This window comes from Micromonospora sp. NPDC048830 (assembly GCF_043198215.1).
Lineage (GTDB): Bacteria > Actinomycetota > Actinomycetes > Mycobacteriales > Micromonosporaceae > Micromonospora.
In genome coordinates this window covers 54,944-79,445 of the sequence record NZ_JBICUP010000034.1, presented here as the reverse complement: position 1 = coordinate 79,445, position 24,502 = coordinate 54,944, and the positions used below count along the sequence as shown (strand labels likewise).

The 24,502-nt window shown below is 68.5% G+C and carries 19 protein-coding genes, 1 tRNA gene and 4 pseudogenes; 10 read left to right on the top strand and 14 right to left on the bottom strand.

From position 1 onward, the window contains the following. Positions 1 to 1,362 precede the first annotated feature (1,362 nt). Positions 1,363 to 1,635, top strand: a complete 273-nt coding sequence (locus ACGFIZ_RS25085) for a hypothetical protein (RefSeq protein WP_393423051.1) — start codon at positions 1,363 to 1,365, stop codon at positions 1,633 to 1,635. A 187-nt stretch (positions 1,636 to 1,822) separates the two neighbouring features. On the opposite strand, the gene ACGFIZ_RS25080 is transcribed toward ACGFIZ_RS25085, so the two are convergent. The 3 genes and pseudogenes from ACGFIZ_RS25080 to ACGFIZ_RS25070 form a co-directional block, all read right to left on the bottom strand. After that, a tRNA-Arg gene (locus ACGFIZ_RS25080) sits at positions 1,823 to 1,895 on the bottom strand. 413 nt (positions 1,896 to 2,308) lie between these two features. Beyond that, positions 2,309 to 3,130 (bottom strand): annotated as a pseudogene (locus ACGFIZ_RS25075) (IS5 family transposase); the annotation flags it as partial. 9 nt (positions 3,131 to 3,139) lie between these two features. Then, positions 3,140 to 3,754 (bottom strand): dihydrodipicolinate synthase family protein, encoded by a 615-nt coding sequence (locus ACGFIZ_RS25070; protein WP_393423049.1) that lies wholly within the window; start codon positions 3,752 to 3,754, stop codon positions 3,140 to 3,142. Here ACGFIZ_RS25070 and ACGFIZ_RS25065 point away from each other — a divergent pair. From ACGFIZ_RS25065 to ACGFIZ_RS25050, 4 genes and pseudogenes are all read left to right on the top strand, one after another. After that, on the top strand, positions 3,753 to 4,121 hold the full coding sequence (locus ACGFIZ_RS25065) for a hypothetical protein (RefSeq protein WP_393423047.1): 369 nt from the start codon (positions 3,753 to 3,755) through the stop codon (positions 4,119 to 4,121). The genes ACGFIZ_RS25070 and ACGFIZ_RS25065 overlap by 2 nt on opposite strands. Then, positions 4,121 to 4,855: a transposase gene (locus tag ACGFIZ_RS25060; RefSeq protein ID WP_393423045.1), complete on the top strand. Its 735-nt coding sequence runs from the start codon at positions 4,121 to 4,123 to the stop codon at positions 4,853 to 4,855. The genes ACGFIZ_RS25065 and ACGFIZ_RS25060 overlap by 1 nt, the downstream gene beginning before the upstream one ends. A gap of 52 nt (positions 4,856 to 4,907) precedes the next feature. After that, complete coding sequence (locus ACGFIZ_RS25055) at positions 4,908 to 5,264, top strand: hypothetical protein (RefSeq protein ID WP_393423043.1); 357 nt, start codon at positions 4,908 to 4,910, stop codon at positions 5,262 to 5,264. Between the two features lie 102 nt (positions 5,265 to 5,366). Next, positions 5,367 to 6,130: pseudogene (locus ACGFIZ_RS25050) on the top strand (transposase family protein). Positions 6,131 to 6,235: 105 nt separating this feature from the next. Here the strand turns inward: ACGFIZ_RS25050 and ACGFIZ_RS25045 are convergent. The 3 genes from ACGFIZ_RS25045 to ACGFIZ_RS25035 form a co-directional block, all read right to left on the bottom strand. Beyond that, positions 6,236 to 7,474, bottom strand: coding sequence for a cytochrome P450 (locus ACGFIZ_RS25045; protein WP_393423041.1), 1,239 nt, complete (start codon positions 7,472 to 7,474; stop codon positions 6,236 to 6,238). 100 nt (positions 7,475 to 7,574) lie between these two features. Further along, positions 7,575 to 8,540: an AraC family transcriptional regulator gene (locus ACGFIZ_RS25040; RefSeq protein ID WP_393423039.1), complete on the bottom strand. Its 966-nt coding sequence runs from the start codon at positions 8,538 to 8,540 to the stop codon at positions 7,575 to 7,577. Between the two features lie 294 nt (positions 8,541 to 8,834). Continuing rightward, entirely contained in the window at positions 8,835 to 9,032 is a 198-nt protein-coding gene (locus ACGFIZ_RS25035) for a transposase (protein ID WP_393423037.1), read from the bottom strand. Positions 9,033 to 9,630: 598 nt separating this feature from the next. Between ACGFIZ_RS25035 and ACGFIZ_RS25030 the strand changes: the two genes are divergently transcribed. From ACGFIZ_RS25030 to ACGFIZ_RS25020, 3 genes and pseudogenes are all read left to right on the top strand, one after another. Further along, the gene (locus ACGFIZ_RS25030) at positions 9,631 to 10,191 is read left to right on the top strand and encodes a hypothetical protein (RefSeq protein ID WP_393423035.1); all 561 of its coding nucleotides are present in this window, start codon (positions 9,631 to 9,633) and stop codon (positions 10,189 to 10,191) included. A gap of 69 nt (positions 10,192 to 10,260) precedes the next feature. Next, entirely contained in the window at positions 10,261 to 10,938 is a 678-nt protein-coding gene (locus tag ACGFIZ_RS25025) for a hypothetical protein (RefSeq protein ID WP_393423034.1), read from the top strand. 18 nt (positions 10,939 to 10,956) lie between these two features. Then, a pseudogene (locus ACGFIZ_RS25020) lies at positions 10,957 to 11,416 on the top strand (TRM11 family SAM-dependent methyltransferase); the annotation flags it as partial. Positions 11,417 to 11,534: 118 nt separating this feature from the next. Here the strand turns inward: ACGFIZ_RS25020 and ACGFIZ_RS25015 are convergent. Beyond that, entirely contained in the window at positions 11,535 to 11,933 is a 399-nt protein-coding gene (locus ACGFIZ_RS25015) for a hypothetical protein (protein ID WP_393423032.1), read from the bottom strand. A 162-nt stretch (positions 11,934 to 12,095) separates the two neighbouring features. Between ACGFIZ_RS25015 and ACGFIZ_RS25010 the strand changes: the two genes are divergently transcribed. Next, entirely contained in the window at positions 12,096 to 12,809 is a 714-nt protein-coding gene (locus ACGFIZ_RS25010) for a YsnF/AvaK domain-containing protein (RefSeq protein ID WP_393423030.1), read from the top strand. 484 nt (positions 12,810 to 13,293) lie between these two features. Here ACGFIZ_RS25010 and ACGFIZ_RS25005 read toward each other — a convergent pair whose 3' ends face one another. The 7 genes from ACGFIZ_RS25005 to ACGFIZ_RS24975 form a co-directional block, all read right to left on the bottom strand. Then, complete coding sequence (locus tag ACGFIZ_RS25005) at positions 13,294 to 14,223, bottom strand: hydroxymethylglutaryl-CoA lyase (RefSeq protein WP_393423028.1); 930 nt, start codon at positions 14,221 to 14,223, stop codon at positions 13,294 to 13,296. Between the two features lie 11 nt (positions 14,224 to 14,234). Continuing rightward, positions 14,235 to 15,029, bottom strand: coding sequence for an enoyl-CoA hydratase/isomerase family protein (locus ACGFIZ_RS25000; RefSeq protein WP_393423026.1), 795 nt, complete (start codon positions 15,027 to 15,029; stop codon positions 14,235 to 14,237). Continuing rightward, the gene (locus ACGFIZ_RS24995) at positions 15,030 to 16,286 is read right to left on the bottom strand and encodes a CaiB/BaiF CoA transferase family protein (protein ID WP_393423024.1); all 1,257 of its coding nucleotides are present in this window, start codon (positions 16,284 to 16,286) and stop codon (positions 15,030 to 15,032) included. Positions 16,287 to 16,455: 169 nt separating this feature from the next. Next, on the bottom strand, positions 16,456 to 18,618 hold the full coding sequence (locus ACGFIZ_RS24990) for a hydantoinase B/oxoprolinase family protein (RefSeq protein ID WP_393423022.1): 2,163 nt from the start codon (positions 18,616 to 18,618) through the stop codon (positions 16,456 to 16,458). Between the two features lie 18 nt (positions 18,619 to 18,636). Next, positions 18,637 to 20,688, bottom strand: a complete 2,052-nt coding sequence (locus ACGFIZ_RS24985) for a hydantoinase/oxoprolinase family protein (RefSeq protein WP_393423020.1) — start codon at positions 20,686 to 20,688, stop codon at positions 18,637 to 18,639. Between the two features lie 43 nt (positions 20,689 to 20,731). Beyond that, on the bottom strand, positions 20,732 to 22,015 hold the full coding sequence (locus tag ACGFIZ_RS24980) for a hydroxymethylglutaryl-CoA reductase, degradative (protein ID WP_393423018.1): 1,284 nt from the start codon (positions 22,013 to 22,015) through the stop codon (positions 20,732 to 20,734). 158 nt (positions 22,016 to 22,173) lie between these two features. Then, complete coding sequence (locus ACGFIZ_RS24975; RefSeq protein WP_393423016.1) at positions 22,174 to 24,111, bottom strand: helix-turn-helix domain-containing protein; 1,938 nt, start codon at positions 24,109 to 24,111, stop codon at positions 22,174 to 22,176. Between the two features lie 78 nt (positions 24,112 to 24,189). On the opposite strand from ACGFIZ_RS24975, the pseudogene ACGFIZ_RS24970 reads away from it, so the two are divergent. Then, a pseudogene (locus ACGFIZ_RS24970) lies at positions 24,190 to 24,324 on the top strand (DUF6244 family protein); the annotation flags it as partial. Positions 24,325 to 24,502: the final 178 nt, after the last annotated feature.

Here is a 24,502-nt window from a genome sequence, read left to right as displayed (position 1 = left end):
AACCGTCCCGGTCAAGGCACTGCTCGGGCCTAGCGGCCCTCCCAGCGCGGACCTTCACCCCCGGCCTGAAGGCCGGAGCACTGGCCCGCAGTCAGATAGCTCGGCGCCGACCAGGCCACGACCGAGCCCGAGCGCCGCGCCGAGCGCGGCGGCGGGCCCCATGACCCAACCCGGACCGGATAAACGCGCAGGGACAGCCGCCGACACCCCACAACGCGGGCCTGCCAAACCTGATCACCCACGGGCGTTACCGAGGGATCCCGGGGGGCGATTCAAATTTCATAGATAACCATCGAGGCGCTGGCCGGCTTGTTGCTGGTCAAGGCCTCGCGCTGGCGCCCCCGGGCAGGATTCGAACCTGCGACACACGGTTTAGGAAGGGTCTAGCGCTGACTGTGCGACCTCTCGCCCTACCAGGACATACGCCCGGCGGCTCCCCGCTGATGTGCTTGATCATTCCGTGCATGTTCCGGATCTTGTCGGTCCCCCGCTCGGCGGCAGCGGTGTGCCTCCTTCGTCCTGATGAACGACCAACGGCCCGATGAGCTGAGCAGACACGTAAGCCGACCCGCCCCAAGGGCGCTGTCGCGTCCATCCTTGCTCGTGTTCGTCGTCACTCGGCCGCACCGCAGGCTCGACGTCAACAATCCATCGTTACGTCTTCGCAATCTTCACTCTGCATGTTTGGGTAAACACGCTTTGCCCAAAAGATTATTACCCGCTCGGCCATCCTGCGCACGCGCTGTAGCATTCAAGATCATCTGGCTGCGCGTGGGGCCAGCTTCCGAGGCCCCGCCTTGATACATTTTCCGCACATAGAGACGGCCCGCAGGATTGGGGCCTGCAGGCCGTCGGACCCTCAATCGCCGCGGAGGCAGCATGAGAATCGGAACCACTCTACTCCAAAGGCTCGGTCGAGTCACGGTAGCAGCGCTCGCGGTTGGTGCCGGCGTCGCTGGGATCGGGACCCCGGCCTCGGCCTCAGGCCGGGCTGAGGGCAAGCCAAGTCTCTCTGAGCTTCGGGGTGCTTTGAACCGGATCTCAGATGGCACTTGGACCGAATCTGACATTGATCTACTCAAGAAGGTCCCCGAGGTCGGTCACGCCGTACCGGATCCCCGGGATCCCGGCACCCTCACTACGATGCCTGCTCGCCCGATCTCCCCCACGCCGCGCGGGCTCGTGGCCGCGCGGCCCTGCCCATCACCTCACCGGTCAACGGCCTGTCGTGCTGCGGCGGCCCTCCGGGCTCCCCGCTCTCCGCGCCAGCCGCCGGGCATCAGGCGTGACGGCCGCAGAGCGACAGCGGCAGCGGCCGGCGCGCGCCCAGGCGGCGGCGCGTGCGGCCCGTTCAGGGCCGCCTTGACGTACTCCCGCGTCTGGGATGAGGCGCGACGCCTGGCGTTGACTCCACGTCAGGTTGACTCCCCGCTCGCCAGCCGGCCGTACGACCTGCGGCACGCTGCCGTCTCGTTGTGGCTCAACGCGGGCGTCCCGGCAACCGAGGTCGCCGAGCGGGCTGGGCACTCCGTCGATGTACTGCTCAAGGTCTACGCCAAGTGCATCGACGGGGAGGAGGCGACCGTCAACGGCCGGATCGACGAGGCGTTGAGCGGGGTGGCCTGGCCCGTATGATGGCCGCCGTTCCGGATCTTGCTCCAGGCACCCCGTCTGACCTGGGCAGACGTCCTCAAGGTCATTCCGCGTATATTCCGCGACCTACGACAAACAGCGGCGTCCGGTGGCCTACGGCTGCACACGCCAGCCAATCCAGAGGCATGGATATTGCCAGCTCAGACGGCGTTTCGGCTGATCTTCGAGGTGCCCCCGGCAGGATTCGAACCTGCGACACACGGTTTAGGAAACCGATGCTCTATCCCCTGAGCTACGAGGGCGCGAGGACTCAGTCTAGCGACCTGCTGGTCGACCCACAGCGGCAGGGAGTGACCCGCGTTGACCCACGTCGTCCGGGCTGGTCACGTCGGGCCATGACCACACGCCGACCACACGGATCACGTCGGCGTCCATGATCGTCGACCTGCGTCGGCCAGTAGCGACATCGGTTGACCCGCGTTGGCACCTGCTGGAGAGCACACATCCCACACATCAGCGATGATCACCAAGCCGCTGCGGGTAGCATCGCTAGGAAGCCTAGTCATCGGCCCACCCGGCGTTGCGCGCGAGCTGAGTCTCGGCCTCTCTCAGAGACCGTCGGGTAACCGGGTGACTACGTGGCGAGAAGTCGCTCAACGTTGATACGTTGGGCGGCTTCGCGCTCGGTGGCGTTGGCCCAGCGGATCGTTTGACCGGCCAGGCGTATCGTCATGAGTCGAATCATCGCTACCTTGATCATGGCCTCGGAGTTGACGGTCAGCCGTTCGTAGTCCCGGGCCAGGCGTCGGTTACGGACCAGCCAACCCAGCGTCCTCTCTACCACCCACCGGCGCGGTAGGACCTTGAAGCCCTTGACGTCGTCGTTGCGCTTGACGATCTCCACCAGGATGCCGAGCTGCTCTTTCGCCCAGGTCAGCAGAGTGGAGTCGATGCTGTTGGCGTAGCCGCCGTCGGCCCACACGAGGGCGATGGTGGTGAACGCCTCGGCCAGCCGCGCCAGGATCCGCCGCCCACCGGGACGGTCGTTGACCGAGGCGGAGGTGACCATCACGACCAGGATCAGCCCCATCGTGTCCACGACCAGGTGCCGCTTGCGGCCGGTGGTCTTCTTGCCCATGTCGAACCCACGGCATTCGCCGCCCTCACTGGATTTGATCGACTGGGCGTCCAGCACCGCCGCTGTCGGCTCCGGCTCACGACCGGCCGCTACCCGCACCTGCCGGCGAAGCTCGTCGTGGATCGCGTCCCACGTTCCGTTCTTCCGCCACGTCGTGAACCAGCGATGTGCCGCGTCCGGTGGCGCCAGATCCCGCGGCATCATCCGCCACGGACAGCCCGACCGCAGCACATAGAAGATCGAATCCAGGATCAACCGATCTCCCCACTTGCGCGGCCGGCCGCCTTTACGCAGGTCACGCACCGGCATCAAGGGCGCGAGGATCGCCCACATCGCATCGGTCAAGCTCGACGGATAGCATGAACGGGCGTCATCCCCGCCACAGTTGCAGTTGCGCACACAACGCGATCATGGCGGGGATGATCTATTTGTCGAGCACCCGGCATCGACGTGTCTCCCCGTAACAGAACGCTCAGAGCTGGTTACCCGATGGCCTCTCAGAGTCCGGACCACGCTGACGAGCCGATCACGTTCTTCCTCGCCCAGGTTCCGCTGACCGTCGTTCCGGCACGGACCGCCAACGAGATCCGCCACCGCCAGGGCCCCCTTCAGCACGGCCACCGGAGGCTGCGCAGAGGCCGCGCGCGCCTGCTCGAAGGGCAGGAGGAGGTCACGGGTCAGCCGCTCCGCCTGGCCAAGGTCGCCGCTCGTCAGCAGCCGTTCGAGCTCCTTTACCACCAGCGGAGCCAGGTTGACGACGGACGAAGTAAACGACGTGGCGCCCCTCGCGAAATACCGGTGCGCGACCGCGTCCCCCTTACCACTGATCATGTGGCCCTGGCCCCGGATGACCGGCAGCAGCCGGTCCCAGTCGGCATCGTTCCAGGAACTGAACTTGACGCCCACCACCGGCGGGAGACCGGCCGCCGCCATCGACGCGGCCAGAGCGGCGGGGTCCGGGCCGTGGTCGATGACCATGGGCAGGCCGGTTACCTGGAAGATCTCGTCGACGAGTCGGACCATGCGACCCGGCCGGACCGCGGCGGGGCAGAAGCTGGACCTGTTGGCCCGGTATGAGCAGGCCGTCGCGGTGGGTGAGGGCGGGGCGTTCCTGCGGCGGGAGGGTTTGTACTCGTCGTTGATGTCGGAGTGGCGGCGGGCCCGTGACGCCGGGTTGTTGCAGGGCAAGCCGGCTGGGGAGACGGTCGGGTGGCCCAGCGCCGAGCAGGCCGAGATTGCCCGGTTGCGGCGGGAGTTGGAGCGTACGCAGGCTAGGCTGGCGCGCACGGAGACGGCGTTGACGATCATGGGAAAAGCGCGCGAGCTCTTGGAGGAGATCTCCAGGAGCGAGCCGGACGGTCCGGACGTGTTTGGGCTCGGCAGGCGCTGATGGGCGCCTACCATGCGTTGACCGGTGCGGGGACCACGACGCGGGACGCGGCCCGGCTGACCGGGATCGCCCGGGCCAGCGTTGTTCGGGACCGGCTGCGGCCGACGCCGGCACGACCTGCGCGGCGCCCGCCGGCGAACGCGCTGAGCCCGGCCGAACGCGACCGGGTCCTGCAGGTGCTGAACAGCCCGGAGTTCGTCGACGCCGCCCCGGCACAGGTCTATGCGGCGTTGCTGGACCAGGGCGTGTACGTCGGGTCGATCGCCACGATGTACCGGATCCTGGGCGAGCACCGGCAGGTGCGCGAGCGTCGCCGGCTGGCCCGGCACCAGTCCCGCCGGCGTCCCGAACTGGTCGCCGACGGCCCGCGGCAGGTCTACAGCTGGGACATCACGAAACTGCCAGGCCCGGCCAAAGGCGTCTACTACGACGCCTACGTGATGATCGACATCTACTCCCGGTACATCGTCGGGGCGCGGGTGCACGCCCGCGAGTCCGGGCCCCTGGCCGAGTCCATGATCCGCCAGGTGTTCGACACCCATGGTGTCCCGCACGTGGTCCACGCCGACCGGGGCACCTCGATGACCTCGAAATCCGTCGCCGACCTACTCGAAGACCTGGCCGTGACCCGCTCGCACTCCCGACCGAAGGTGAGCAACGACGCCACGCCCTCAAGGCAATCCACACCCGCCCACGTGCGCACTAACTTGATAAGAATCAGATCGTTGCGGTAGCGCGTAGGGGCCGGGCTACGGTGATTGGCCGGATGAGGCGTGAGGGGCTTTCATGATCCATTGGGCGCCTGCCACACGGGACCCGGCGCGGTTTGAGCGCGCGATGAAGATGCTCATCAAGAAGATCGATCCGCACGCGCAGGGCGTCGATGGCACCGGGGGTGACGGCGGCCGCGACAGCTACGTCCCCACACGCTACGTCGCGGGGGATGGCATGTGGATCTACGAGGTGAAGTCCTTCACAGGCCGGATGACTGGATCCCTAGACCGGTGGTGCATCGACTGGCTCGACGATCAGTTCAACCAAGACGAGGGCCTGCGCCGCTTCCTGGAAGGCGACGAGTACCAGGTCAGCCAGCGTCTCGCCGAACTCAACATGGAGCCGTTTTCAACCTGCGCGGGCGGGTAAGGCGCCAGCTCGAACGGTGGCGTGTTGATCGTCGAAAATGGACGAAGCTCCTGGCAGATGACGTGGTCGACCAAGACACATGCCGTCTGCCCGAGGAGCTTCGTGCTGACCTATCCTGCCACGATCCCCCTGTCCACGCGGAGCCTGAACCACCTCGCCGAACTGCTACGCGCTCACCGAGTACGCCTCGGCACCCGCTACCGGCGTCTGGACGCCGGCCGGCAAGCGCTGCTGGTCCTGGCGCACCTACGCAACGGCGACACTCCCTCTCGTCCGGCCGGCGGGTTCGGCGTCGGTACGACCACGGCGTGGCGCTACATGCGGGAGGCCGTCGACCTGCTCGCCGCCCACGCACCCACCCTCGCCGAGGCGATGGAACGCATCGGGCGCCTGGCGTACGCGATCCTCGACGGCACGCTGATCCGCACAGACCGGCTCTCCGGCGAACAAGATCGACGCCACTACGCGGGCAAGCACCGCTGTCACGGCGTCAACGCCCAGGTCATCGCCGACGCCGCCGGCCGGCTGTCCTGGATCTCGCCCGCACTGCCCGGCTCAACCCACGACCTGACCGCCGCCCGCCACCACGGCATCATCGACGCCCAGGTCATGACCTTCGCCGACAAGGGTTATCGCGGTGCCCGCGGCACGATCGCCATCCCGTTCTACGGCCGCAACCTGCCCGAGCCCATGCGTGAGGTCAACCGCTCACACGCCAAGATCCGCGCCATCGGCGAACGCACCATCGCCACGCTGAAGACCTGGAAACTCCTGACCAAGCTGCACTGCTGCCCCGCCGCCCCACGCCACTGCTCGCCGCGATCCTCGTCCTTCATCTGGTCGAGGAGCAGCGCTACTCAGGTTGAAAACAGCTCAGCACGTCAACGAGGCTCGCGGCCGCTGGCCGCAGAGTTGCGGTTGGGCCGGTTCAGATCGTCCTGTACGACAATCCACGGCTCTGGGTCAATCTGTCATGCATGCGTCGATACGTGCAGGGACTCCAGCCCGCGGAAGAAGTAGCTCGCGATATAGGTCGGCGTGTAGCCGTCGGCGAGACGCAGGCCGGGTAGCCGGTCAAACAGCGTCTGCAACGCGACTCTGATCTCGGCGCGGGCCAAGGGAGCCCCGGAGCATACGTGCAGGCCTGCGCCGAATGCGAGGTGGTCGTGAACGTTCGGTCTGCTCAAGTCGACCGCGTCCGGGTCGGGAAACACCGTTTCGTCCCGGTTCGCCGACCCGAACAACAGCAGCAGGAGCGAGCCCTTGGCCAAGACGGTGCCGCCCAGCTCGACTTCTCGGGTCGTAATCCGGAAGAGTCCTCGGTGCGGGGTGTCACGGCGCAGGACTTCCTCGGTCACCTTCGGGATCGTCCGCGCTGGATCGTCGATGATCCCGGTTCGGACGGCCGGGTTCTGCAGCGCGACGAGCACGGTTGCGGTGATCGCGTCGCGGGTCGTGTCGAAACCGGCCACCCGACCGGTACCTCGGACAATGTTGTGCACGTAGTCGTCAGAGACGCCGGGGATACCGTTCGCGCCGTGCACGAGCACGGAGATCATGTCGTCGCGTGGGTCAGCTTTGCGGTCGTCAATCAAGTCCTGAAGATAGCGGGTGTAGTCGCCCATCCGGCGTGCCGAGGCGACGCGGTCCTCGATCGGCACGAGCGGATTCCAGAGGGTAGTGACATCGTCGCTCCACACCTGGATTTGCTCGGTGTCCTCGGGTGGGAAACCGATCACCGCGCTGATGATCGTCTGCACGTACGGGATCGCGTACTCGCTGACGAGGTCGGCGGTCGCCCCGGTGAAGCCGTCGATGAGCTCCCCCGCGCGCTGGTGCATCAGGGGCAGCAGCGCGCGAACGCGGGCGCCGCGAACTGCCGCGTCGAACAGCGCCCGCATCTGCCGGTGCCCCGGCTCATCCTCGTTGACCACCGCGGTTGTCTCCGGTACATTGCCCGCCTTCAGCACTTCCACCACCTCGGGCGGGTTGTCGTACATCGCCGGCACCGCCGCCGCCGAGGAGAAGGTGGTTGGATCATCGAGCACGGCCCGGATGTCGGCGTAGCGGCTAACCATGTACGCCCCGAGAGACGGGCTGAGCGAGATCGGCCGCTCACGTGCCGCACGGTAGAACAGGTGCGGATCCTGCCGGTGTGGGGCAATCATGGGATTGAAGTCGAACGCGGCTGCAGTTTCGGGGAACACCATCACGCCTCCCACGCCTTGCGATGTCCGCAACGCTAGGCAGGTTGTCGACCGCGGTCGATCCGATTTGCGCGGCCCAGCCGGCCGATTCACGCGGACTCGCTCACATGGACCGGTACAGCGTGGCCGATGGCGCCTCCCCGTAGCGTTGCCGATAAGCGGCGGCGAACCGCCCGAGGTGCACAAACCCCCACCGGCCTGCGATCTGGGCCACGGTGTGCCGCGCCGGATCCGCGGCCTGCAGATCGACATGTGCCCGGCGCAGCCGCACGGTGCGCAGGTAGGTCATCGGCGGCTGCCCGATGTGACGCACGAATCCTTCCTGCAGCGACCGAATGCTCACACCGACCCGCTTGGCCACATCAGCCGCCGTCCACGGAAGCTCCGGCTCGTCTTCCAGCGTTTCCACCGCCCGGCGGATCGCCGCCGGAGCAGCCCCGTACCGGGCTCCGGCGAGCCGGTCCCGGTACGGATGATCCACGGCGTACAGCAAAGCGGTGATCACACTCTGGGCCAGTGGGCGGGCAATAATCGGCATCGACAACGGCCCGCTGGGGTCGCGGGCCAGCTCGACCAGCGAGCGAACGAGCGTCCACCACTGGCGGCCAGGACCACGCCGCAGATCGAGAGCCCCGCCGAGCCGCACCGCCGTCCGTACAGGGACGTCGACGAGGTCCGCTAGCTGCGACTCCAGCGCCGCCCGTTCAACCTTCAGACCGAACAGGCTGCCACCGTCGACCCAGCCGTGCAATAACGCTGGGCTGTCCGGGTTGTAGACGGCGGCCAAGCCGGGAGTGGCGAACACCTCGCCGTAGGCGGTGCGCGTGTGCAGCGACCCACTCATCGGAACGTTGACTTGGTACGCGGTTTCCAGTTCGTCGGTGGTTATCCTCACCTCGCCCGAGTAGGAGATTAGCCCAGCCGAGACAGATCCGATCTCCACTGCCGACAGCGCCATGTGGAATGGTGCCGAGTGGTGAAGCACGGCGAGCCGATGGGGAAAATACACCTCACCTCCACGGATACGCGCCTCATCAGGATCGTTGGTCGTGATGCGGATCGTCCCCATTACGGCTCCCATTGTGAGTTCTGCGTGCAGCACGGTATACAGCGCTGGACAGTCGGCGGCGTCATACTGCCCAGGCTGGTGGCTGGTGTGGAGGCCATCTGTCCGCGGAGACATCGCGCCGCGATCCGTGGAACGCTGCCCCGGCCACAACCGATCGCGGCGTAGGCCATCGGCGCAGCGTCGACGGCAAGTGGCCGGCCGGACTCACCCAGCCAAGCTTCAGCTGCCCGACCAGAGCCTTGTACCGTGCCGAAACTCGTTCAGTGGCTTTGACCTGGCATTTTGAAGATCATTTCAAGCCGCCCGATGGTGCTCGTTGATCACCCCGCTGAGTCGTTGTCGGCGTCGTACGGGCTTGTCCATGGGGATGATGGCGGCCGGGTCGTGGTTGGGTGGCCGCTGCTGCCGCCCTTGATGCGGCCGGTGGTCGTTGAAATGGTCCACGTACTCGCCGACTACGGTCAGCGCGTGCCGCTCGTTGTAGATCAACACGTGGTCGGTGCATTCGTCGCGGAGGCTGCGGCCTCAGCGCTCGATGAAGCAGTTGGCCCGCGGGGTACGGGGCGGGGTCTTGACCACGGTGATGCCTTCAGCGGCGAAGACGTGATCGAAGGCGGCGGTGTACTTGCCGTCGCGGTCGCCGATTGCGCTTGGGGGCGCGGGTCTCCATCAGCGGTCTACCGAATCTCGCGGACGACGAAGCGGCGGGTGGCATCTCCTACCGTCAGCCAAACGATCACGGCGAAACACACGCAGCCATACCCACCGCCTCCGGGCATCGGGGTCTACGGCCACCAGGGCCGCGCCCGTTCAACCAACGCGCCCGCGAGGCGGGAGCGGGTGGCACCTCGACGCTCAGCCACGATCATGGCGGAACACACACGGCCATCCCCGCTCCCGGCCCCGCAGGCACGGCGACCCAGCTTCCCGCGGTCGCCGGCCGGCGCCCCGGACACGCTGTGCGAGAGCCGTGGATCGATCGAGGGCGGGGAGACGTACGGCGTGGTTGCCCGCAACAGGGGCGGGGTCGCCGCTCCGCGACCCGCCCAATTCCCACGCCGACCGTCGCTGCAGCGGCTTGAATGGCGGTGTGCAGGTCAACAAGGGTGGGCGAGACTGGCGCGTCGGCACCGCCGCCGACGTGGGCTGGATCGCTGGTCACACCACTGCCGGCGTCTCGATCACCACCGCCATCCCACCGGTCTTCGCCGCCTACGCCACCACCTACCAGGCCGACGACCTCAGCGCCGCGGCCTACGAGCGGGCCCTGGTCGAGGACCTCGTCACGCACACCCCGGACCAGCCGTGGTGGCTGGCCTACCTCGACACCGGCGCCCACGACATCGTCTTCCCCCACGCTCCAAGGGTGTTCCTGTACTGGAACTGGCCGTACGTGCTGGTCGAGGCCGGCCCCGAGCAAGCCCTCACCTGGCGCACCGGTGGTCACATCCGCCACCCGCACGGGGCGCTACCCGACCTATTCTTTCCCGCCGACCGGTCATGGCTGGTCTCCGCGCTGTGGGACGACACCTGGACCTGCATCGGCGGCCCGGCACCACTGATCCACACCCTCGACCGCGACCCGGTGGCCAGCGCCCACCAGGTCCGACCCGACGAAGACGCGCTGCCACCGGGGCTGACCCGCGAGTGAGACCCATTGCCCAGCCCGGTTGCGCCACCCTCTCCGCCTTATCGCACCAGCCATCTGCCGATGTCGTGCGTGTCGCACGCGAGGGGCCGACACGCCGACAGCCGTCTATATACAAATGAGCTGTATATAGAGACGGTCGTCATCCACACGCGGCCGGTGACACCGACCCGCACGGTCCGCCGCCCCTGGCACACCCCCGTCATCGACACCGTCGGTGACCTGGCCGCGATGCTCGACCTGGGCATCGAACACCTCGACTGGTACGCCGACCGATGCGCCATGAACCGACGCGTCACCGCCCACCGCCTGCACCACTACCACTACCGCTGGACCGAGGGCGGCCGCCTGATCGAGGTACCCAAATCCCGGCTCCGCGCCCTGCAACGCCGGCTCCTCACCGAGGTCCTCAGCCCCATCCCGGTCCACCCCGCCGCCCACGGCTTCGTCCCCGGCCGCTCCGCGCACACCTTCGCCGCCGCTCACGCCGCACAGCCGGTCGTCGTCCGGATCGACCTGCTCGCCTTCTTCACCCACACTCCCGCCACCCGTGTCTACGGGCTGTTCCGCACCGCCGGCTACCCGGAACCGGTCGCCCACACCCTCACCGGACTGTGCACCAACCGCACCCCACACCCCGTCCTCCGCCGCGCACCCACCGACCTACCGGAGCGGGCAGCACGGCTCCCCAGAACCATGCCGGCCATCCCGCGTGGGCCGATCACCTCGCTATACGCGTTGCGTGGGTAGGCCGGCACCATCCCGCCCGTGCCCCACGTCGGCGCGGCCGACCCGGAAGGGCTGCCCCCGGAGACTTCCTGGGCTCGGTCTGGCTGACCGGCCAAACCCCATCGCGTGACCTACGGCGCGGCCGATACACCCCCGAATCGATGAAGCGCCCCGGCAAGATGCTGCCGACCATCCCCCGGTACGCCATCCGCACCTACACCAACCCGGGCGATGTCGTACTCGACCCGATGGCCGGCATCGGCACCACCATCATCGAGGCCATGTGCCTCGGCCGCCGCGGCGTCGGCGTGGAGTACGAATCCGCATGGGTCGCCCACGCGGCGGACAACACCGCCAGACGCATCAGGCAGGGGTATCAGGCCGAGGCGAGATCTACCACGGCGATTCCACCGCACTGCCATCGCTGGTACCGGCGAACCTGCACGGCCGCGTCTCCCTGGTGATCACCTCACCGCCATACGGTCCGTCCACCCACGGGCAACCGTGAGATCCACATACCCACCTGGGAGTCTGACTGGGATGTGTCTCGACCGGTTTGCCTCTGTCGGGGTGTCCCAACGCGATCCGAGGTCGCGCGGGGTCTGGTTCGGCGGAGGTCAGCGTGGCAGGTCGTGGCGGAGGTCCTGGACGCGGCGTTCGAGCCGGTTCACCGCGCCCTCGTTGTTGAGGAAGGTGGTGAGGCCGGCGGCGAAGGCCAGGGCCAGCCCGACCGCGATGACGCTGAGGGCGAGGCCGCCGAGGTCGACGCCGCGGCCGGTGACGCCGGGGCGTCGGGTCATGCGGAGTCCGATGATCCCGAGGACGATGCCGATGATCCCGAGCACGAGCCCGGCTGGGGCCAGGATGGCGGTCAGCACGCAGATCAGTGCCGAAACACCGAACACCAGGGCGAACGTTGCTGCCGTGCTGGTCTTCGCCGCGGTGCCGGTTCCGCCCCTACGCGGTCCGGTGGGCTGGTTCGCCGATCCGCCTGCTGGCGGATTGAACGTCGTCATGGCTTCCCCTTCCTCGCAGTCACCTCACGTGAACCGGCGATTGCCCACGTCAGTAGCTGTTATGCCCGCTGCGAGTGTGGTCACGGGCTGCCGGCAGGCGCGGGGTGGTGAGTGGCTGGGGCCGGGCGGGTAGGCGGGGGGTGACAGGGAGAGGAGAAGGTCGTGGAACTGACTGAGCAGCAGGTGCGTTCGCTGTACGGCAAGGACGTCCAGGACCGGTCGGGTGCCAAGATCGGCAGTGTCCGCCAGGTGTGGGCCACCGCGGGCTACCCGGCCTGGGTCAGCCTGCGTACGGGTGGTCGCCAGGAGCCGATGGCTCCGCTGGGCAACGCCCAGATGATGGACGGGCAGCTGATGGTCGCCTACGACAAGGCGACGGTCACGAGCGCCCCGAGTGTGGACGCAGGCACGGACATTCCGCTCGACGCGGAGCAGACCGCACGGCTGTACCAGCACTATCAGATGCAGCCGCGGCAGGCGCCGCAGCGCGTCCCGCAGGGCCACGAGGACCTGATCCGGTCCGAGGAGCGGCTGCGGGTCGGCACGGAGAGCCAGCCGGCCGGCAAGGCTGTGCTGCGCAAGCACGTGGTCACCGAGAACGTGCACACGACCGTGCCGGTCGAGCACGACGAGGTGTATGTCGAGCGCGAGCCGATCACCGCCGAGAACGCCGGGCAGGTTCGTGCCGATATGGGTGAGTCGCAGCAGGAAATGCCGCTGCGCGCGGAACGCCCCGTGGTGGCCAAGGACCGGGTGCCGGTCGAGCGGGTCCACCTGGCCAAGAACGAGGTGGTCGAGGACCAGCCGATCGACGACCAGGTCCGCCACGAGGAGGTCGAGGCGAACATCCCCGAGTCCAGCCGCCGACGCCGGTGACGGAGGTATCGCCCCGCAGTGCTCGCGGGCGGGCAGGTCTCGACCTGCCCGCCCGTGCCCTGCTAGGGCGGGTGTTCCAGCAATCAATCGGGTGAACCCGCTGACGCGTGTTGTCGCGTGCGCGGGTGGGACATGAGGCGCAGGCGAGGCAGGAAAGGGCCGCTGCTGCAGCAGCAGCGGCGATGGTCCTGGCAGCGGCGGCGGCTGTGGTAGCCGTTGTGCGTGCCGGCCGGCGACGCACCCGAGGTGCCGCAACGATGGGCCATTTGTCCGCTCCGGACAGCGGGTCATCTATCACCAGGGCGGTAGAAGCGCCATTGAGCGCCACGCGACTGGCGCGAGCGGTGACCCCATCTCTACGGCGGCGACCGCTCACTAATCTGTGGGCTGCCCAGGTTGGTGACAGGGCGTGACGCGGAGGAAGACACAGCGCCTGATCGGCGCATCTCCGCTGAACTCCCCCTGTAGCCGCGGTTGGTGGGCGTCAGGCCTGGCCCCGGTCGTCGGTCGAGGCCATGGCCCGCACCACGCGGGAGGAACTCGGCCGTCTCAGGTGCTTCGCCATCCACACACTGGCCTCGACGAGTTGCTCAAGGTTGACGCCGGTGTGGTAGCCCAGGCCGGTGAGCATCCAGACCAGGTCTTCGGTGGCGAGGTTGCCGGTGGCGCTCTGTGCGTAGGGGCAGCCGCCAATCCCGCCGGCCGAGGCGTCGAATTCCGTGATTCCCGCGGTCAGCGCGGCGTGCACGTTGGCCAACGCCTGTCCGTAGGTGTCGTGGAAGTGCATGGCCAGGACGCCACGCGGGATGCGTGCTGCTTCCAGGCGTTCGACGAGCGCGAGCACGTGCCCGGGCGTGCCGACGCCGATCGTGTCGCCGAGGGACAGGCTCGTCGCGCCCATGTCGATGAGCCGTTCGGCTACGTGGACGACCTTGGCGAGCGCGACCGGTCCCTCCCAGGGGTCGCCGAAGCACATCGAGATGTAGCCCCTGACCGCGACGCCCGCGTCGCGGCTGCGCCGCACGACCGGCTCGAACATGGTGAGCGCTTCGTCGACCGAGCGGTTCAGGTTGTTCTTGGCGAAGGATTCGGTGGCGCTGGCGAAGACGGCGACCTCCCGGACACCGCTGGCTAGCGCGCGGTCGAGCCCTCGCTCGTTGGCCACGAGGACCGGGTGCCGGGCCGAGTCCAGGTCGACGCCAGCGACGACGTCGGCGGCGTCGGCCAACTGCGGTACCCATTTCGGTGAGACGAAGCTGGTCAGCTCGATGGTTTGCAGGCCGGCCGCCAGTAGACGCCGGATGAACTCGAGCTTCACGTCGGTGGCGACGAGGTGTTTCTCGGCCTGCAGGCCGTCCCGCGGGCCGACCTCATAGATGCGGACGGCATCGGGCATGCCGGGCTGCGCGACCACGCTGGGCAGGTTCATGACGAGCTCGGCTCCGGGTACGTGCGGGAGGGAAAGTTCGGACGACGACGTGCGTAGAAGGCCGACATGCCTTCGCGTGCGTCGGCGGAGGTGAACGCCTTCTGCCCCAGCAGGGCCTCGTATCGGAAGGCCTGATCACTGGGCAGGTCGGCTAGGTACTGGACGGCTTCTTTGACGACGGCCATCGCCGTGCCGCTGTTCTGCGTCAGCCGCACCGCCCACGTCATCGCCGTGTCGAGCAGCGCGTCCGCGGGGACGACGTCGTTGAGCAGGCCGAACCGCAGGGCCGTGTCCGCGCTGATACGGTCGCCGCCGAGCATCAGCTGCATCGCCCAGGCGTATGGGATCTGGCGGGTCAGCCGGACCAGCGTGCCGCCGGCCGGAACGACCCCGATGCCGACCTCGGGCAACCCGAACTCGGCGGTCGTGCTGGCGATGCGGATGTCGGTCGAGAGCATGATCTCGAACCCGCCGCCGAGGCAGAGGCCGTTGATCGCGGCGATGATCGGTTTGCGCTGCTGCACGTGCTTCTGGTGGGCGTGATCCCACTCCGAGATGTCGAAGCGTCCTTCGGCCAGCGCCGGGATCGATTCGGTCAGGTCGGCGCCGACGCAGAAGGCTCGTCCGCCTCGCCCGGTCAGCACCGCGACGGCGATCGCGGGGTTGGCGTGGACCTCGATCAGGGCGTCGCCCAGCTGCTGATACATCGCCAGGGTGAGGGAGTTGAGCTTGTCCGGCCGGTCGATGGTGACGACTGCGACCGCTTCGTGGCGTTCGAGGGTGATGGTCATTCAGACGACTCCCGCCGCGCGAAGTTCGGCGATGGACTCGTCGGTCAGGTCGGCCAGCGCCCGGAGCAGGACGTCGGTGTGCTCGCCGACACGCGGTGCCAGACCCCGGGGCTGAGCGGGAGTGACGCCCAGCTTGATGGGTTGCCCGAACATCCGCAGCGGACCGAAGTCGGGGTACTCGACGTCGACAATCATGTCGCGGGCGGCGATCTGCGGGTCGTTCACGACCTCGTCCATCGTCTTGATCGCCGAGAGCGGGACCTGGTCGCCGGCGAGCGCCTCCAGCTCGGCCTTCGTCCGGTCGGCGAACCAGGCCAGCAGCTGGGGCTTGATCTTCCGTTCGTAGACGTCAGGCTTGAACCGCTTCGCCATGGTGTCGGCCTCGGGATCGTCGGCCATCTCCGGCTGCCCGAACATCGCACAGGTCAGGCGCCAGAACTTGTCGGTGTAGCCGCCGAAGAAGACGAAGCCGTCCTTGCACGCGTACAGTTCGTAGGGCTTGACGAATGGGTGGTTGTTGCCCAGCGGCGCCGGCACCGTGCCGTCCACCGTGTATGAGACGACTGCGTTCTCGGTGAGGCTCAGGACGGAGTCCTGCTGCGAGACGTCGACGAGCTGCCCTTGCCCGGTCGCCTCGGCATGGCGGAGCGCCGCGAGCGTACCGATGACGCCGTACATGGTTGCGGCGAGGTCTCCGATAATGGTCCCGACCCGGATCGGTGGCCGATCGGGGTAGCCGTTCATGGACCACAGACCGCCGGTGGCCTGCGCGGAGTTGTCGTAGGCCGGCCTGCGCCGGTACGGCCCTGTCTGCCCGAACCCGGACAGCGCCGTGTAGACGAGCGCCGGGTTGATCTTGCGCAGTTCCGCGGCGCCGACACCGAGTTTGTCCATCGTGCCGGGGCGGAAGTTCTCGACCAGGACGTCTGCCCGCTTGACCAGCGTGCGCAGCACCTCCTTCCCCCGCTCCTGGGACAGGTCCAGCGTGAGCCCGAGCTTGTTGCGGTTGAACTGGGCGAAGAATGCGCTGAAGCCGCTGTGTTCGTCACCGCCAAAGAACGGGGGGAAGCCGCGGGCGTAGTCCGGATCTTTGGGGTGTTCGATCTTGACGACCGTCGCGCCGAGGTCCGCCAGGATCTGCGAGCAGAAGGGGCCGGCGACCACGCGGGTGATGTCGAGGACGACCACGCCCGCGAGTGCGCCCGACGCGTTCCGTCCTGCCAGCAAGCCGTCCAGGCCGGCGAGCGGAGATGTCATGGGAGTTCTCCTTCTGCAGGGCCCCGGTCTGGTCGTACGCGGGGAGGTGGATCTGACGGCCGTGCGAGGGTCACCGACCGGCTCGGCGGAGGCGGCCGACCGCTGCCGGGTCCGGAGCCGTCCGACGGTTCGCGCGAGCAGGATGGTCATGCTCGCGCGACGCGATCGGTCAGGTGGACGGCAGTGGCTGCTCGTCGGCGACGCGGATCCGCGTCTCGAGCAACGTTCCGCAGGTGGGGCTATAGTACTCGTCGATCAGGACCGCGGGGGCGGCGCGTCGATCGCGGACCCGGACACCGAGCTCACCCAGCCGCGCGGCGGCGCCGGTCGTCCGCTGGACAGCGTCGGTACGCCAGTCCTCTGCCTCGCTGATGCGTGATCCGCTGGCCGGGCAGTACCACCCGTCGGCGTCCCGTCGCGGCGCCGACGCCGAGGTGCCGATCGCCTCTGGGCGTACGGGCACGCTCGGCTGAACGCCGCCGAGCCGGTCTGCTCGCAGCTCGGCCCGGCGGGCGGCGGTGCGAGCCTCGTCGACCTTGCCGTCGGCGATGATCACCCCGTAGACGTCTCGGGCCACTGCGGCGGTGATGTAGGCGTCGTCGAGATCGGCGGCGACGCGGGCGGGGTCGCGCAGGAGTGGATCGCCGTATCCACCGCCGCCGGCGATCCACTGCACGAAGACGTCTCCTGCCCGGATCGTCACGCCTGACTGGTTGATCGCCAGCAGGTCCTGGCTCCTCGACCTGAGATCACCCGGGCTCGGCACGACGGCCTGATCCAGCAGCTGGGCGACGTTGGTCTCCCGCCAGATCTCGTGCCCGCAGCCGCCGGCGGGCAGTCCGCCACCGAATCCGTCCGGTGGCACCTGGGCGCTCGGGGAGAAGACGGTCTGGGTGACGGTTTCGGCACCGTGCAGGGTCCACGCGAAGTCGAGACCCAACCCACCGCGGAATGCGCCGTGCCCGGGGCTGGCCAGGTTGAGGCGCTTCCACAGGTAGAGCACCGGGTAGAGCATCTCATTCATCTCGACGTCCGGCAGGGCGTTGTTCACCTGGGTCATCATGCCGGCGCAGTCGAGGCCGTCCCGCTCTGGCTGGGCACCGGCGCCGATGCCGCCGCCGTCCATGTTGAACAGCACGAAGAAGTCGCCGGCGTTGGTGTTGCCCGCTGAGATGCCGCCGGTCCAGCTGTCGGCCCAGACGCCCTGGCTGCGCTGCCGCATCTGCGGGTCGCTGCTGTGCTGGCATGCCTGGTTGAACAGCTTGGTCACCAGGCGGCTGACCCGAGCTCCGGTCGTGAGGTGGCCGTTGCTGATCGGGGCCGGCGGGGACGGGTTGACGATCGAGTTGTCGTCGACCAGGACGTCGAAGGCGGTCATGACACCTTCGTTGAAGGGGACGTCCCAGGCGATGATCGGCACGACGGAGGTGGCGATGCTGCCGACCAGCGCGCCGTAGCTGCAGTTGACGAAGCCGCCGGTCTGCGGGCTGGAGCCTCGGAAGTCGAGGGTGATGTGGTCGTCCTGCTTCGTCATCGTGCAGTGGACGCGGAACAGGTCGTCATCGTGCCCGTTGTGTTCGGTCCACTCGTCGTCGGTGTATACGCCGTCGGGCAGCCGCCGGATGCGTTCGCGCACCACCTGCTCGGCTAGTTCGAAACTGAGCCGGGTGTACTCGCGGAACCGATCGAGGCCGAACTCCTGCACCGTGGCCAGCAGTCGCTTGATCCCGGTGTTGTTGCTGGCGACCAGGCTGCGCACGTCGTTCCAGTAGAGGACCGGCACGCGCACGTTGTTGAGCAGCAGCCGGCGCACCGACTCCACGGGCTGGCCCCGGTCGTAGATCTTCACGCCGGGGGGCAGGCGCAGCGCCTCGGCGTAGCAGTCCAGTGCCGCGGGCGCGAATCCACCGGGCGTCATGCCGCCGACGTCGACGAGGTGGGCCTGGGACTGGGCCCAGCCGATCAGTTCGTCGCCGTAGAAGATCGGGGAGATGACGTTGGTGTCCGGTGGGTGGCTCGCGCCGGCGGTGTGCGGGTCGTTGCTGATGAAGGCGTCGCCGGGGTGCAGCGGCTCTCCCTCGACAGCCTTGATCAGGTTCTGGACGGCCACGCTGCCGGACCCGATGTGGAACTGGACGTAGTCGGAGTAGGACCAGATCCGGCCCTGGGCGTCGAAGAGGGCGGTGTTGAGGTCCCCGGCCTCGGTTATGACGGGTGATCCGGAAGAACGGATCATGGCGATCCCCATCTCCTCGACGATGGAGTCGAGGCGCATGCGCACGACCTCGAGGGTCACGGGGTCGTAGCCGGCGGGGATGCTGGTCGGTGCCACGGTCTCTCCTTCGGGCGGTCAGGCGTTGTCGAGGCGGATGAGGAAGTGGCCTCCGTCGACCACCTCGACGGTCGCTCGGGCGGGGACGAAGACGGTCGTGTCGGGCTCTTCGAGCAGGCAAGGGCCCTTGGCCTTGCCGACCGTGCGGAAGCCGCGGTGCACCTCCACGGTCATCAGCTCCGCGGTGGCCGGGTCCACGATCTGCCTGCGGTCGACGCGGTGTTCCTCGACGTCGGCGTCATCCAGGATGTGCTGGGAATCGGTACGGCCGATGCCGCGAACCCGGCTGTTGACCACGAGGATCTCTGCCTCGGTCCAAGCGGTGCCGGAACCGAACTCTGCCTCGTAGTCGGCGATGAAGCGGCGCCGCAGATCGTCCTTGTGGTGCTCGCCGAAGCGGTCACCGGACAGTCGGGTGGTGACCTCGAAGATCTGGCCGGCGAACTTCATGTCCGCCTCCCGGTAGAGCTCGCGCCGATCGTGCGGGATGCCCTCGGACTCAAACCACGATCGCGTGCGTTCCTCCAACGCCTGGAACGACTCCTCGAGAAGTTCGGCCGGTTGGTCGAAGGTCCACGGCGAGGTTTGGACGGCGGAGAAGACCGAGTCGGCGTGCATCAGCCCGAAGGCGGAGAAGACCGCCGCGTTGCGCGGCAGCACGATCTCGCTCACGCCCGTCTCGGCCGCGATGGCCGCCGCGAACAAACCGCAGGCGCCGCCGAACCCGACGAGCGTGAACTCTCGCGGGTCGTGACCGCGATTGACCGTGACCTTGCGCAGTGCATTGGCCAGCTGCGACGCGGTCAGCCGGTAGATGCCCGCCGCGGCCTCCTCCTCGGTCAGGCCGAGCGGTCCGGCAACCTCGGCACGCAGGGCCTCCCGGGCCTTCTCGGGGTAGAGCGGCACCGACCCGCCGAGGTAGTAGCCGGCGTTGATCAGGCCCAGGACGAGCGCGGCGTCGGTGACGGCCGGGCGGTTGCCTCCCTTGCCGTAGCAGGCGGGACCGGGTGTGCTGCCTGCCGAGTGCGGGCCCACGCGCATGACCCCGCGGCCGTCGACCCAGGCCAGGCTGCCGCCGCCGGCGCCGATGGTCTCGATGTCGACGGCGGTGAGGCTGGTCTGCAGCCCACCGATCTGCGCGCGGGGAAGGACCCGCAACTGGCCGTCGATGATGGCCGCCGCGTCGAGGCTGGTGCCGCCCATGTCGGCGGTGAGAATGCTGCGTCGGCCCAGTCGCTGGCCGAGCAGCCGCGCGCCGGTGACGCCACCGACCGGCCCGGAGTTGAACATGGCGATCGGCGCCTTGCCGGTCTCCTCGACGGACAAAAACCCACCGTGTACCTGCATGATCTGTATCCGCTGCTGCAGGCCACGCGCGGCCAACTCTTTGGCGAGTTGGTCGAAGTGCTCGGCGACCAGCGGCTTCACCGCGGCATCCAGCGCGGTGGTGACCATGCGCTCGTACTCGCGGTAGACCGGTGTCAGCTCGCTGGACAGGGTGTAGGGCACGCCGGGGTGGTGGGCATCGAGGTATCGGGCGATGGCCTGCTCGTGGGTCGGGTTGCGGAAGGACCACAGCAGGCAGACGGCGAGCGACTCAGCGCCCGCGGCGAACACCCTGTCCACCGCTGCGGCGATGCTCGCCTCGGCCAGCGGCACCAGGACGTTCCCTCGTGCGTCGACCCGTTCGGCCACCTCGACGATCCGGCGACGTGCGACGATCTCGGGTGCCGGGGCCATGGCGTGGGGATTGCGCTCATCAGTGCGCGCCGAGCGGGCGATGCGCAGGGTGTCGCGGAAGCCCTGCGTGGTCAGCAGGCCCACGGGTGCGTACTTCTGCTCGTCGACGGCGTTGGTGACGATCGTGTTGCCCAGCACCAGCCGGTCGACGGAGGTGTAGAAGGCCCGCTCCTGCATGCCGAGGCGCTGCTGGAGAACGCTCAGGGCAGCGAGGATACCGCTGGTGACGTCCTTGGTCGAGAAGGCCTTGCCACGCACGGCACGGCCGTCGATGACGGCGACAGCGTCCGTGAAGGTCCCGCCGACGTCGATACCCACGTACAGAGTCATGTCTCTCCTTCGGGAACGGTGCTTGGCGGAGCCGACGGTCGAGTCACTGAGCGGCGCGCAGCTCGGCGAGGACCTTCTCGGCGTGCTCGCTGCGAATGGCGCGGTCACTGATCAGCCGCGCAACGACCTTGTCGACCTCGTCGCCGCTCGCGCCCGCGGTCACCGCGATGTTGCGGGCGTGCAGCGACATGTGGCCGCGCTGAATGCCCTCGGTGGCGAGGGCCCGCATCGCGGCGAGGTTCTGCGCCAGCCCGGTGGCGACGATGACGTCAGCCAACTGCTGGGCGGTGGTGACGCCGAGGATGGCCAGGGCCGCCTGCGCCACCGGGTGGGCTTTGGTGGCGCCTCCGACGAGACCGACCGGCATCGGCAGTTCGAGGACGCCGACGAGGTCGCCGTCGGCGTCCTTCTCGTAGTGCGACAGCGAGGTGTACCGGCCGTCCGGGCCGACGGCATGCGAGTGCGCGCCGGCCTCCACCGCGCGGGTGTCGTTGCCGGTCGCCAGCACAACCGCGGTGATGCCGTTCATGATGCCCTTGTTGTGCGTGGCAGCCCGGTAGGGGTCGGCCTCGGCGAGCGCGGCGGCGTGCACGAGGTTGTCGACGATTTCGGGGCCACCGAGGCTCTCAGCGTCGAAGACGGCACGGGCCCGTGTGACGCGAAGGTCGGCCTTGTTCGTAAGGATGCGCAGCAGCGGCCGTCCGCCGGCGATCTCACCGACGCGGCTGGCGACGGCCTCCGCCATGGTGTTCACCGCGTTCGCTCCCATCGCGTCACGAACATCGACCACGAGGTGCGCGACCACGTAAGTCTGCACCTGGGAACGGACCAATCGGACGAGCAGCTCACGCGCGCCGCCGCCGAGCCGGATCAGCAACGGGTCCTGATCGTTGGCCAGTCGGAGGATCTCGTCTGCGGCCTCGAGTAGCCGAGCGCGAGCGGCCTCAGGGTCGACGACGTCGAGCACTTGCACCTGGGCCTGCATCAGCGGTGCCGTGCTCGAGGTGGTGAAGCCTCCTCGCACGCGGGCGATGCGGGCGGCGTTGCTGGCCGCCGCGACCACCGACGCCTCCTCGGTGGCCATCGGCACGAGTACGTCACGGCCATTGATCGTGAAGTTGGTGGCCACGCCGACCGGGAGGCTCATCACGCCGATGACGTTCTCGATGAGGTGATTGGCCTGTTCCACCTGCAGCCCAGACACGGGTTCCAGCACGTCAAGACGCGCCAGTTCCACGCCGGTGTTCTCTGCGATGAGCCGGCGCCGCTCCGCTACCGTACGGTCACGCAGCCCGGCCAGCCTGCTGGTGGTGGAGGTGGTGGTCATCGTTCCTCCTCGCGCGGCGAAGGCCGCGCCTGTGGTTTGCCGACAGCGAACTGGTTCCGCCTGTCGACCCACGCTAGAAGCAGGTGATCTGCACCACCATAGATCAGAAATCCAGTGTCAAGCGGCAACAGGTAGATGTTGCATCCATGCAGGGGCGGTCAGATGGTCACCAAGCGGTGCAGCCGCACGGCGATGGCGACGCGGAACCGCCGCTCCGGCGTCCGCCAGTCCGCGCCCAGGAGCTCGTCGACCCGATCCAGCCGCTGCAACACCGTGTTCACGTGGATGCCAAGCGCGCGGGCGGTCCGGGCCGGGCTGCCCTGCTGATCGAGGTACAGGGCCAGCGTTTCCAGCAGCTCGGTGTGCCGTTCGGCGTCCCAGGTGAGCACCGGGCCGATCAGTTCGCGGGTGAACGCCTTGACGTCCACGGCGCTGTCACCGAACAGCGCGAGGTAGGGCGCGTAGGCGTCGACGCTGGTGACGCCGGACGCCACGCCGAGACGATCCAGCAGCCGCACGCAGTCGGCCGCCTGGGACCACCGGTGGGCGAGATCACTCAGCGTGCCGGGACGGCCGACGACGACAAGGGGCTCCCGGCCGGTCGCTGCACGCACCCGCCGAGCCACGGCCGCGCCGGCCCGCTCACCGCTCTCGTCGGGGGACAACACGGCGACCAGCGAGCCCTGCTCGCCGGCGAGCAGGGCGACAGCCGGGTCCTGCAGGGCGCGCACCGCCGCCGACCGGTCGTCGTCGCGGACCCACACGGCGATGGGCACGCGCGCGGCCTGCAGATCGACGTGGCGGGCGCGGGCCCGTTGGCGCAGGTGCGCATCGGGTGGCCGTGACGAATCCAGCAGGTCGGCGAGCAGCTCACCACGGACCTGCTCCTCGGCGCGTACGACGGCGTCCTGCTGCAGGGTTTGCAGCGCCAGGATGAGCCCGGCACGCTCGACCGTGCGCTTGTCGACCGCGCCGAAGTCCTCCGCACCCGAGCCGACGATGATGGCGCCCAGCGTCGACCGCCCCGCCACCGCCGCCGCCACGCCGTACACGTCGGCCGAGGGCACCTCGACGAGCTGACCCGACCAGCTGCTCTCGTCGAGCGCTGCGGCGATCGCGGTGGTGGATTGGAAGGACAGCGGGACCGGGCTGCCGTTCGCGTCGGTCGCGGCCACCGCCATCAGTGAACGGTCGGTGATCACCACGGCGCGGCGCAAGGCGCGGCTGAGGGTTGCGGCGATGCCCCCGGCGTCCCCGCCGCCGAGCACCACAGCGGTGAGCTCCTCGTGCACCTGCGCGGCCCGCTCCACCGCAGCCGCGTGCCGCGCGGCCTCGGCCGACGCCTTCTCGGCCTCCCGCGCCGAGCGATGGGCAATCTCCAACAGCTCGACGGTCTGCAACACGACCGCCGCGTGATCGGCGAAGGCGGACAGCAGCGCCACCTCGTCGGCGGTGAAGCGGTGGTCGCTGCGGTAGGCGGCGAACAGCACGCCGAGCACCTCGTCCCCGGCCAGCAGCGGCACCCCGAGCAGCGAGACCAGTCCTTCGCCCGCCACCGCGGCGTCGATCTGCGGGTCGTGGCGGACCTGGGCGGTCGGGTAGCCGCTGATCCAGCGCGGCGCCCGGGTCTGCGCCACCTCGCTGGCCAGGCCCGCGCCCGGCGGGACACGCAGCCGCCGAAACGCGTCGGTGATCGCCCCCAGCGTCGAGCTGACCCGCAGCTCACCAGTTTCTTGGTCGAACTCCGACAGGTACATCACGTCGCTGCCCACCAGATCATGAGCGCGTTGCACCAGCCGATCCAGCAGCGGGCCGACACTGCGCAGCTCGGCCAGCTCCCGGGCGCTGGAGAACAGCGCCGACAGCTGCTGGTCGCGGCGCCGCCATCGGCTGACCGCGGCGTGAACCTCGCCGACCCGGCGCCGCAACTCGGCGCCCTGCGCCGCCGTGCCACCCTCACTCAACCGGTCCAACACATCTGCTGGGATCTCCTGGCCAGCCGTCAACCCGTCGATCAGGGCCAGCACGGCGTCGACGCCGCCGGTCTTTGGCCGCCGGCCCTGCCCCACCGCCAGCTTGCTAGACGGATCAACCATCAGCTGCCCCTCCCGGCTGGATGACTCATACATGGTCGCACACGTCACGTCGTTTCAACGTGTCCCGAAATCCGCCATCAGCCTGGGCCGCTGCTGCACGCGTTGGACAGCATCAAGCAGGTCCTGGTACTAGCGCTCCAGCGCACCGGCACCGCCCGGCAGTACGTCGAGGGCCATTCAGAAGTAGGTCGGCGCCCATGGATGTCACGGTGAGTAGGATCGGTGTGCGCTCGCGACCGGGGTTCGGTCTCTTCCGGCGCCGGGCCGGTCACCGGGGCCGCGGTAGCCGTTGCGCCAGCGCGAAGCCGGCGCTGCTCAACAACAGCAAATCGGATCACCTCAAGCCGGGATAGCTGCGTGACCTCGTCACCGAGGGACTCGGGCTTCCCAG

Coding starts and splice junctions, on each gene's coding strand:
- ACGFIZ_RS25000 (WP_393423026.1), bottom strand. CDS start 15,029: ATGACCATCACCCTCGAACGCCACGAAGCGGTCGCAGTCGTCACCATC.
- ACGFIZ_RS25015 (WP_393423032.1), bottom strand. CDS start 11,933: ATGACGACGTTCAATCCGCCAGCAGGCGGATCGGCGAACCAGCCCACC.
- ACGFIZ_RS25060 (WP_393423045.1), top strand. CDS start 4,121: ATGGGCGCCTACCATGCGTTGACCGGTGCGGGGACCACGACGCGGGAC.
- ACGFIZ_RS25045 (WP_393423041.1), bottom strand. CDS start 7,474: ATGGTGTTCCCCGAAACTGCAGCCGCGTTCGACTTCAATCCCATGATT.
- ACGFIZ_RS24980 (WP_393423018.1), bottom strand. CDS start 22,015: ATGACCACCACCTCCACCACCAGCAGGCTGGCCGGGCTGCGTGACCGT.
- ACGFIZ_RS25070 (WP_393423049.1), bottom strand. CDS start 3,754: ATGGTCCGACTCGTCGACGAGATCTTCCAGGTAACCGGCCTGCCCATG.
- ACGFIZ_RS25055 (WP_393423043.1), top strand. CDS start 4,908: ATGATCCATTGGGCGCCTGCCACACGGGACCCGGCGCGGTTTGAGCGC.
- ACGFIZ_RS25065 (WP_393423047.1), top strand. CDS start 3,753: ATGCGACCCGGCCGGACCGCGGCGGGGCAGAAGCTGGACCTGTTGGCC.
- ACGFIZ_RS25040 (WP_393423039.1), bottom strand. CDS start 8,540: ATGGGGACGATCCGCATCACGACCAACGATCCTGATGAGGCGCGTATC.
- ACGFIZ_RS24985 (WP_393423020.1), bottom strand. CDS start 20,688: ATGACTCTGTACGTGGGTATCGACGTCGGCGGGACCTTCACGGACGCT.
- ACGFIZ_RS24995 (WP_393423024.1), bottom strand. CDS start 16,286: ATGACATCTCCGCTCGCCGGCCTGGACGGCTTGCTGGCAGGACGGAAC.
- ACGFIZ_RS24975 (WP_393423016.1), bottom strand. CDS start 24,111: ATGGTTGATCCGTCTAGCAAGCTGGCGGTGGGGCAGGGCCGGCGGCCA.